We start from the raw sequence: 7,205 nt of genomic DNA, 5'->3' as shown, positions 1-7,205 counted from the left end.
CGGTCGAGCCGCCGCCGCCGAGCCCGGCCGCGGCCCCGGGCGGCCGGCTGGCCATCGAGGGCTGGGTCAATATCGGGCTGATCGGCCTGGTGGTGGCCGGCGTGCTGATGCAGGGGCTGTGGCAGCCCGGCGCGGTGGAGATCTTCGGCCAGTCCGTCGGCATCGAGCGGCTGGTGGCGATGGCGCTGTTCCTGCTCATCACCCTCGCCTCGGTCCGCCTGACGCCCACCGCGCTGCGCGAGGAGAACGGCTTCACCTGGGGCGCCATCCTGGAGGTGGCCAAGCTGTTCGCCGCCATCTTCCTGACCATGGCGCCGGTGCTGGCCATGCTGAAGGCGGGGCCGGCCGGGCCGCTGGCCGGTCTGGTGGCGCTGACCTCCGACGCGCAGGGGCAGCCCATCCCCTGGGTGTATTTCTGGCTGACCGGCGGCCTGTCCTCCTTCCTCGACAATGCGCCCACCTATCTGGTGTTCTTCAACCTGGCCGGCGGCGACGCCCAGGCGCTGATGGGGCCGGGGGCGATGACGCTGGCGGCGATCTCCTGCGGTGCCGTGTTCATGGGCGCCAATTCCTATATCGGCAACGCCCCCAACTTCATGGTCAAGGCGATCGTCGAGGAGCAGGGTGTGCGCATGCCGAGCTTCTTCGGCTATTGCGGCTGGGCGCTGGTCTTCCTGGTGCCGACCTTCATCCTGGCCACGCTGATCTTCTTCTGAAGCCACGTCCCGAGGGAGAACCGTCCATGCCTTACGTGATCGCCGACGACCTGCCCGACGCCCCGGCCGGGCAGCGCTTCCGCGCGCTGCTGGAGCGGCCGCAGATCCTGCGCATGCCGGGGGCGCATCTCGGCATCGCCGGGCTGCTGGCCAAGCAGGCGGGGTTCGAGGCGCTCTACATGTCGGGCGCCGCCATGTCGGCCACCATGGGCCTGCCGGATCTCGGCATGATCACGGTGGATGACGTGGCCTGGCACATCCGCCAGGTGGTGCGCGCGACGCAGCTGCCGGTGCTGGTCGATGGCGACACCGGCTATGGCGAGGCGCTGAACGTCATGCACATGGTGCGCAGCTTCGAGGAGGCGGGCGCTGCCGCCGTGCATCTCGAGGACCAGCTGCTGCCGAAGAAATGCGGCCATCTGAACGACAAGAAGCTGGCCGATGCGCGCGACATGGCGGCCAAGGTCGCCGCCGCGCGCAAGGCGCGCAAGCATCTCTACCTGATCGCCCGCACCGACGCCGCCGCCAGCGAGGGCATGGACGGCGCCGTGGCGCGCGCCAGGCTCTACCTGGAGGCGGGGGCGGACGCGATCTTCCCCGAGGCGCTGACGACCCGGGAGATGTTCGAGGAATTCGCCCGCCGCATGCCGGGGGTGAAGCTGCTGGCCAACATGACCGAATTCGGCCGCACCCCCTTCTTCACCGCCGAGGAATTCGAGGCCATGGGCTATTCCATGGTGATCTGGCCGGTGAGCCATCTGCGCATCGCCGCCAAGGCGATGGAGGAGCTCTACGCCGCCATCGGCCGCGAGGGCGGCACCCACACCATGATCGGCCGCATGCAGACCCGCAACGAGCTGTACCAGACCATCGCCTATCATGATTACGAGGCGCTGGATTCCACCCTGGTGAAGACCGTGGTGCCCGAGGGCATGCCGCAGGATCGCTGAGCGCCGCGCCATGCCCCGCTTGCGGGCGGGGCATGGCCGGGGCCAGGGGTAGGGCGGCGCTACAGCCCCAGCACGTCCAGCACCGAGCGGTCGAGCCCGCCCGGCGGCAGCTTCTCCTCCGCCCGCAGCGTCGCGATGCCCTGGCGGCTGAGCGGTCCGAGGATGCCATCGATCGAGCCGGCATAAAGGCCGCGTTCCTTCAGCCCCTGCTGCACCGCCTTGATGTCCTCGATCGCCAGCGAGACCGGGCCGGGATCCTGCCAGGGCACGGCGCGCTGCACCCGGTCGAGCCAGTCATAGCGGTCCTGCAGCCCGATCAGCCCGCCATTGATGCGCTTGGTCAGGCCGATGAAATCGCCCTGGTCGCACAGCGCGTTCAGCTTCTTCCATTCCCAGAAGCCGCAGGCGATGGCGAGCGCGTGGCGCGGCTGCAAGGCCAGCTCCGGCTGCTCCTCCAGCTTCAGGCCGCAGCGCCGGCCGACCTGCTGATAGGCGTCGCGCCCGGTGAGCTGGATGTAGCCGCGGCCGCGATAGCGGTGGCCATCGCCGGGCTGCTGGTTGCCCATCCGCCCGCCATAGACGAAATTGCCCAGCTTCTCCGGCTGGAAGGCATAGGGCTGCGCCGCCTCGGGTGTGGGGAAGCGGCCCGGCCAGACCTGCATCAGCCGCGGGACGGAGTAGTTGAGATTCTCTTCCCCCGCCTGCAGCCCGTTCGATTCATGGCCGAGCTGGGCCAGGAAGAAATGGCAGCGCTGGCGGAAGGCATCGAGCCCGGTGCGGCGGAACAGCGCCGCGCCCTGCTCGGCGAAGGCCTCGAGATGCGCCTGCTCCGCCTGCGGGTAGATCTGGCGGAGCTGGGAGATGGACAGCATGGGGCGGGGACCTCCTGCCGATGGGGGAGATGGGGTTGCGATGACCGATCCCGCCGGCAGAATATAGGAATATAGTCCATTAATCAAGAGAAACGAAAAGACCGGCCGCGCAAAAGGCCAGGCGGGATCGCCTGGCCTCAGCCTGCGCGGAAAGTCCGAAGACCGGGTTAAGCCGCGGGGCGCCCCCGCCGGTTCAGGCCGGCGGCAGCTCCACCGCGTAGCGGGCCAGCGGCGGCACGGCGCGGATCATCTTCCGCTCCGCCAGGAAGCGGGCGAAGCGCTGGTAGCGGTTGGCGTCCAGCGCCGCCGGGCTGAGCGCGAAGCGGTTCAGCGTGTCGCGGAAGGCGCGGCGGTTCAGCTCATTGTCCAGCTCGCGCCGCTGGCCGGCGATGAACATGCGCCAGCTTTCCTCGTAATTGTTCACCAGGAAGGTGGTCGCCCCCTCCAGCGCGTCCATGAAGCGGCGCAGCGCCGGGTCCTGGGCGCGGTCGCGATGCGCGACATAGATCAGCTCGTCATAGATCGGCATGCCGTGCTGCTCGGGGTAGAAGGCGCGGCCCGGGCGGCCCTCGATCTCCAGCTGGTGCAGCTCGAAATTGCGGAAGCCGCCGAGGATCGCCTCGACCTGCCCGGCCATCAGCGCCGAGGACAGGCCGAAATTGACGTTGACCAGCCGCACATCGCGCGAGGACAGCCCGACCGTGCCGAGGATGGTGTCGATCGCGATCTCCTCGAACCCCGCCGTGCTGAAGCCGATGCGCTTGCCGCGCAGATCGGCGAGCGACCGGATCGGCCCGTCGCGCAGCACGGTGAGCGTCGAGAGCGGCGTCGCCACCAGCGTGCCGACGCGGGCCAGCGGCAGGCCCTGGTCGACCGCCAGATGCAGGTTCTTCTGGTAGTAGACGCCGAGATCGGCCTGCTTCGCCGCCACCAGCCGCGGCGGGTCGTTCGGGTCGGCCGGCGCGATCATGCGCACCTCGAGGCCGGCGCGGGCGAAGAAGCCGCCCTCCTGCGCCACCACGATCGGCGCGTGGTCCGGGTTGACGAACCAGTCCAGCAGCAGGGTCAGCTTCGCCGGCGCGCCGCCGGCGGTGGCCGGGGCAGGGGCAGGGGCAGGGGCAGGGCTCTGGGCCTGGGCCAGGCCGGGCAGGGCCAGGGCCGCCAGCCCGGGCAGGGCGCGGCGGGTGAGGGACGTCATGCTTTTCCTCCGCTGTCGTCGGACAATTGGTCGGGCTGCCAGGGCAGCATCGCCCGCAGCGCCTTGTCGGTGATGAACCACAGCGCCATCGCCATGCCGGCGAGAATGGCCAGCGCCGCGAACATCATGTCGGTCTGGCTGCGGCCATTGGCCTGCAGCATGACGTAGCCGAGGCCGGCCGAGGCCCCGACCCATTCCCCCACCACCGCGCCGATCGGCGCCACCGCGGCGGCGACGCGCAGCCCGGAAGCCAGGCCCGGCAGCGCCGCCGGCACGCGGATGCGCCACAGCACCGCGAAGCGGCTGGCCCCCATGGTGGCGGCGAGGTCGAGCCAGCCCGGCTCGGTGCGCCGCAGCCCGTCATAGAAGGCGGTGGCGACGGGGAAGAAGATAATGATGCTGGCCATCGCCACCTTGCTGGCGAGCCCGAAGCCCAGCCACAGCACCAGGAGAGGGGCGATGGCGAAGACCGGGATGGCCTGGCTGGCGATCAGCAGCGGCAGCAGCCAGCGCCGCCCGCCGCGCCACGCCGCCAGCAGCAGCGCCACCGCCATGCCGGCCAGGGAGCCGATCAGCATGCCGAGCACAATCTCGGTCAAGGTGGTGAGCGCGTGGCCCCAGAGGATGTCCCAGCGCTCCACCAGCACCACGCCGACCCGCCAGGGCGAGGGCAGTAGGAAGGGCGGCACGCCGGAGAGGCGCACATAGGCTTCCCAGCCCAGCAGCAGGCCGAGCGCCGCGAGCAGCGCCCTCATGCCGCCGCCGCCAGCCGTTCGAGCAGCGCGGCCTGGGCCGCCAGCACCGCCGGGTCGGTGGCGGCGCGCAAGGGCGGGCCGGGGGGCATCGGCAATTCCTCCGGCAGGGCACCCGCGGGCCCCGGGCGCAGCACCAGGATGCGGTGGGCGAGGCGCAGCGCCTCCAGCGGGTCATGCGTCACCAGCAGCACGCTGCGCCCGGCCAGCAGCCCGGCGGCCAGGTCCTGCAGCCGGTGGCGCGTCGGCGCGTCCACCGCCGAGAAGGGCTCGTCCATCAGCACGAAGGGGCGGTCCTCCATCAGCGTGCGGGCCAGCGCCGCGCGCTGCCGCATGCCGCCCGAGAGCTGCGCCGGCCGCGCCGATTCGCGCCCCCCGAGGCCCACCGCTTCGATCAGCGCGCGGGCGCGGGCCTCGTCCCGCCGCTCGCCGCGCAGGGCGGCGCCGAGGGCGACATTGCCGAGCAGGCTGCGCCAGGGCAGCAGCAGGTCCTGCTGGCCCATCCAGGCGATGCGGGGGGCGAGCGGCGCGCCATCGCCGGCGGCGATGCGACTGCCGGGCGGCGCCGGCAGCAGCCCCGCGACCAGCCGCAGCAGGGTGGATTTGCCAACGCCGGACGGCCCGAGCAGGGCGGTGACCTGGCCGCCGGCGAAATCCAGCGCCAGCTTCCCGAGCACGGGCCGCCCGCCGAGCGCCAGCCCGGGCAATTCCACCCGCAGGGAAGGCGCGCCGGATGCCGGCGCCGCCGAGAGAGGCCGCATGCCCACCACCGATCCCTTCGCCGGCATGACCCGGATCAGGTTCTAGGGGTCGCAGGGCCCATCCCTGCCTCTCAGCCCGCGCCGCGGGCTCCCCCCGATGTCGAGCGCCGTCTATGCGCGAGGCCGCGGCTTTGTGCAAGTTGCGTGGCGGCAACGGCGCGCGCCCCTTGCGCCCGCAGCGCGCCGCCCCATTCCTGCTGCATGCGCTCCCCGCCGCTGCTGATCGGCTCCGAGATCTATCGCCGCTCGACCTATGGACCGAAGCACCCGCTGGCCATCCCGCGCGTCTCCACCGCGCTGGACCTGATCCGCGCGCTCGGCTGGCTGGACCCCGCCCGCTACATCGACAGCCCGATGGCGCGCCCGGAGGAGCTGACCCGCTTCCACGACCCCGCCTATATCGCCGCGCTGCAGCAGGCGGAGGCGCTGGGCCAGGCGACCGAGGCGATGCGCGCCCGCCACGACATCGGCGCCCGCGGCAACCCGGTCTATGCCGAGATCTTCCGCCGCCCCGCCACCAGCGCCGGCGGCGTGCTGCTGGCAGCCCGGCTGACCGCCGAGGGCGGCGCCGTGCATGTGCCGGGCGGCGGCACGCATCACGGCCGGCCGGACCGCGCCAGCGGCTTCTGCTACCTGAACGACGCGGTGCTCGGCCTGCTCGCCTGGTGCGACCAGGGGCTGGAGAACATCCTCTATCTCGACATCGACGCGCATCATGGCGACGGGGTGCAGGACGCCTTCGCCGACGACCCGCGCGTCTTCACCGTCTCGGTGCACGAGGCCGGGCGCTGGCCGCAGACCGGGCTGCTGGAGGACCGCGCCGGCGGCCATGCGCGCAACCTGCCGGTGCCGCAGGGGCTGAACGACAGCGAATTTCTCTATCTGCTGCACCACGCCATCCTGCCGCTGATCCGCCACCGCAGGCCGCAGGCGATCATGCTGCAATGCGGCGCCGATGCGCTGGAGGAGGACCCGCTGGCCAAGCTCGGCCTGTCCAACAACGCGCATTGGGCGGCGCTGCGCGCGGTGATGGATCTGGCGCCGCGGCTGATCGTGCTGGGCGGCGGCGGCTACAACCCCTGGACGGTGGCGCGCTGCTGGGCCGGGCTGTGGGGCGTGCTGGAGGGCCACGAACCGCCCGAGCGCCTGCCGCCCGGGGCCGAGGCGGTGCTGCGGGCGCTCAGCTTCCACCGCGCCGCCGGCCGCAACCCGCCCGAGCACTGGTTCACCACGCTGCGCGACACGCCGCGCCCGGGCCCGGTGCGCGGCGAGATCCGCCACATCGCCGCCGTGACCCTGGAGGGGCTGCCCGACCCCCCCGCCGCTGTGGCATGATCCGGCGCATGCGCCGCCATTTCCTGCTGGCCCTGCTGGGGCTCGCCGCCATGACCCTTCCCGCCGCCGCCCAGGACACGCCGCAGCCGCGCCTGGCCACCGAGCCGCTCACCATCGTCACCCGCGACGGGCGCAGCCTGCCCTTCACGGTCGAGATGGCGGTGAAGCCGGAGGAGCAGATGATCGGGCTGATGTGGCGGCCCGAGGTGAAGCCCGATGAGGGCATGCTGTTCGACTGGGGCACCCCGCGCGAGAGCGCCATGTGGATGAAGAACACCATCACCTCGCTCGACATGCTGTTCATCGCCCAGGATGGCCGCGTCCACCGCATCGCCGAGCGCACCGTGCCGCGCAGCCTGGCCACCATCGACAGCCGCGGCCCGGTCCGCGCCACGCTGGAACTGGCCGCCGGCACGGCGGAGCGGCTGAACATCCGCGTCGGCGACCGGGTGCAGCACCGCATCTTCGGCACCGCGCCCTGACAGGGCGGTAAATACTTCTTTATCACAATCGCGTGATCATCTAGCCTGCGCCGCAGGGAGAATGATCATGGTCCAGCGTTCCGGCGCCGCCCCGCGCGGCAGCCTCCATTTGATGCAGGCCGCGATCCTCCCGTGGCGT

At 71.8% G+C, this 7,205-nt stretch carries 8 protein-coding genes and 1 riboswitch; of the genes, 4 read left to right on the top strand and 4 right to left on the bottom strand.

Annotation, left to right across the window (positions count from 1 at the left end; all coding sequences use genetic code 11):
* Together HMPREF0731_RS03270 and prpB are read left to right on the top strand one after the other, a co-directional pair.
* Window positions 1-716, top strand: a 716-nt coding sequence (locus HMPREF0731_RS03270; RefSeq protein ID WP_007002592.1) for a sodium:proton antiporter, incomplete at its 5' end; no start/stop codon positions are given.
* Window positions 717-742: 26 nt separating this feature from the next.
* Window positions 743-1,666: a methylisocitrate lyase gene (gene prpB / locus HMPREF0731_RS03265; protein WP_007002591.1), complete on the top strand. Its 924-nt coding sequence runs from the start codon at window positions 743-745 to the stop codon at window positions 1,664-1,666.
* Between the two features lie 59 nt (window positions 1,667-1,725).
* On the opposite strand, the gene HMPREF0731_RS24020 is transcribed toward prpB, so the two are convergent.
* The 4 genes from HMPREF0731_RS24020 to HMPREF0731_RS03245 all read right to left on the bottom strand — a co-directional run bounded on the left by HMPREF0731_RS24020 (window position 1,726) and on the right by HMPREF0731_RS03245 (window position 5,249).
* A complete protein-coding gene (locus tag HMPREF0731_RS24020) occupies window positions 1,726-2,538 on the bottom strand; it encodes a peptidoglycan-binding protein (RefSeq protein WP_007002590.1) in 813 nt (270 codons plus the stop codon).
* A gap of 193 nt (window positions 2,539-2,731) precedes the next feature.
* A complete protein-coding gene (locus tag HMPREF0731_RS03255) occupies window positions 2,732-3,736 on the bottom strand; it encodes an ABC transporter substrate-binding protein (protein ID WP_007002589.1) in 1,005 nt (334 codons plus the stop codon).
* On the bottom strand, window positions 3,733-4,491 hold the full coding sequence (locus HMPREF0731_RS03250; RefSeq protein ID WP_007002588.1) for an ABC transporter permease: 759 nt from the start codon (window positions 4,489-4,491) through the stop codon (window positions 3,733-3,735). The genes HMPREF0731_RS03255 and HMPREF0731_RS03250 overlap by 4 nt, the downstream gene beginning before the upstream one ends.
* Window positions 4,488-5,249 carry an ABC transporter ATP-binding protein gene (locus HMPREF0731_RS03245; RefSeq protein ID WP_040612237.1) on the bottom strand — a complete coding sequence of 254 codons (762 nt, stop codon included), beginning with the start codon at window positions 5,247-5,249 and terminating at the stop codon, window positions 4,488-4,490. Before HMPREF0731_RS03245 ends, HMPREF0731_RS03250 begins: the two co-directional genes overlap by 4 nt.
* Window positions 5,244-5,354: riboswitch (TPP riboswitch) on the bottom strand. Its footprint overlaps the gene before it by 6 nt.
* A 96-nt stretch (window positions 5,355-5,450) precedes the next feature.
* Between HMPREF0731_RS03245 and HMPREF0731_RS03240 the strand changes: the two genes are divergently transcribed.
* Together HMPREF0731_RS03240 and HMPREF0731_RS03235 are read left to right on the top strand one after the other, a co-directional pair.
* Window positions 5,451-6,584 (top strand): acetoin utilization protein AcuC, encoded by a 1,134-nt coding sequence (locus tag HMPREF0731_RS03240; protein WP_007002587.1) that lies wholly within the window; start codon window positions 5,451-5,453, stop codon window positions 6,582-6,584.
* 8 nt (window positions 6,585-6,592) lie between these two features.
* On the top strand, window positions 6,593-7,066 hold the full coding sequence (locus HMPREF0731_RS03235; protein WP_157135909.1) for a DUF192 domain-containing protein: 474 nt from the start codon (window positions 6,593-6,595) through the stop codon (window positions 7,064-7,066).
* Window positions 7,067-7,205 lie beyond the last annotated feature (139 nt).

Source organism: Pseudoroseomonas cervicalis ATCC 49957, assembly GCF_000164635.1.
In the GTDB taxonomy this organism is placed as follows: Bacteria; Pseudomonadota; Alphaproteobacteria; order Acetobacterales; family Acetobacteraceae; genus Pseudoroseomonas; species Pseudoroseomonas cervicalis.
The sequence above is the reverse complement of the archived record's forward strand: the minus strand, read 5'-3'. Positions and strand labels throughout refer to the sequence as shown.

Bases quoted from the DNA above. Each gene is read 5' to 3' on its own strand.
- prpB (WP_007002591.1), top strand. From the start codon at position 743: ATGCCTTACGTGATCGCCGACGACCTGCCCGACGCCCCGGCCGGGCAG.
- HMPREF0731_RS24020 (WP_007002590.1), bottom strand. From the start codon at position 2,538: ATGCTGTCCATCTCCCAGCTCCGCCAGATCTACCCGCAGGCGGAGCAG.
- HMPREF0731_RS03255 (WP_007002589.1), bottom strand. From the start codon at position 3,736: ATGACGTCCCTCACCCGCCGCGCCCTGCCCGGGCTGGCGGCCCTGGCC.
- HMPREF0731_RS03250 (WP_007002588.1), bottom strand. From the start codon at position 4,491: ATGAGGGCGCTGCTCGCGGCGCTCGGCCTGCTGCTGGGCTGGGAAGCC.
- HMPREF0731_RS03245 (WP_040612237.1), bottom strand. From the start codon at position 5,249: ATGCGGCCTCTCTCGGCGGCGCCGGCATCCGGCGCGCCTTCCCTGCGG.
- HMPREF0731_RS03240 (WP_007002587.1), top strand. From the start codon at position 5,451: ATGCGCTCCCCGCCGCTGCTGATCGGCTCCGAGATCTATCGCCGCTCG.
- HMPREF0731_RS03235 (WP_157135909.1), top strand. From the start codon at position 6,593: ATGCGCCGCCATTTCCTGCTGGCCCTGCTGGGGCTCGCCGCCATGACC.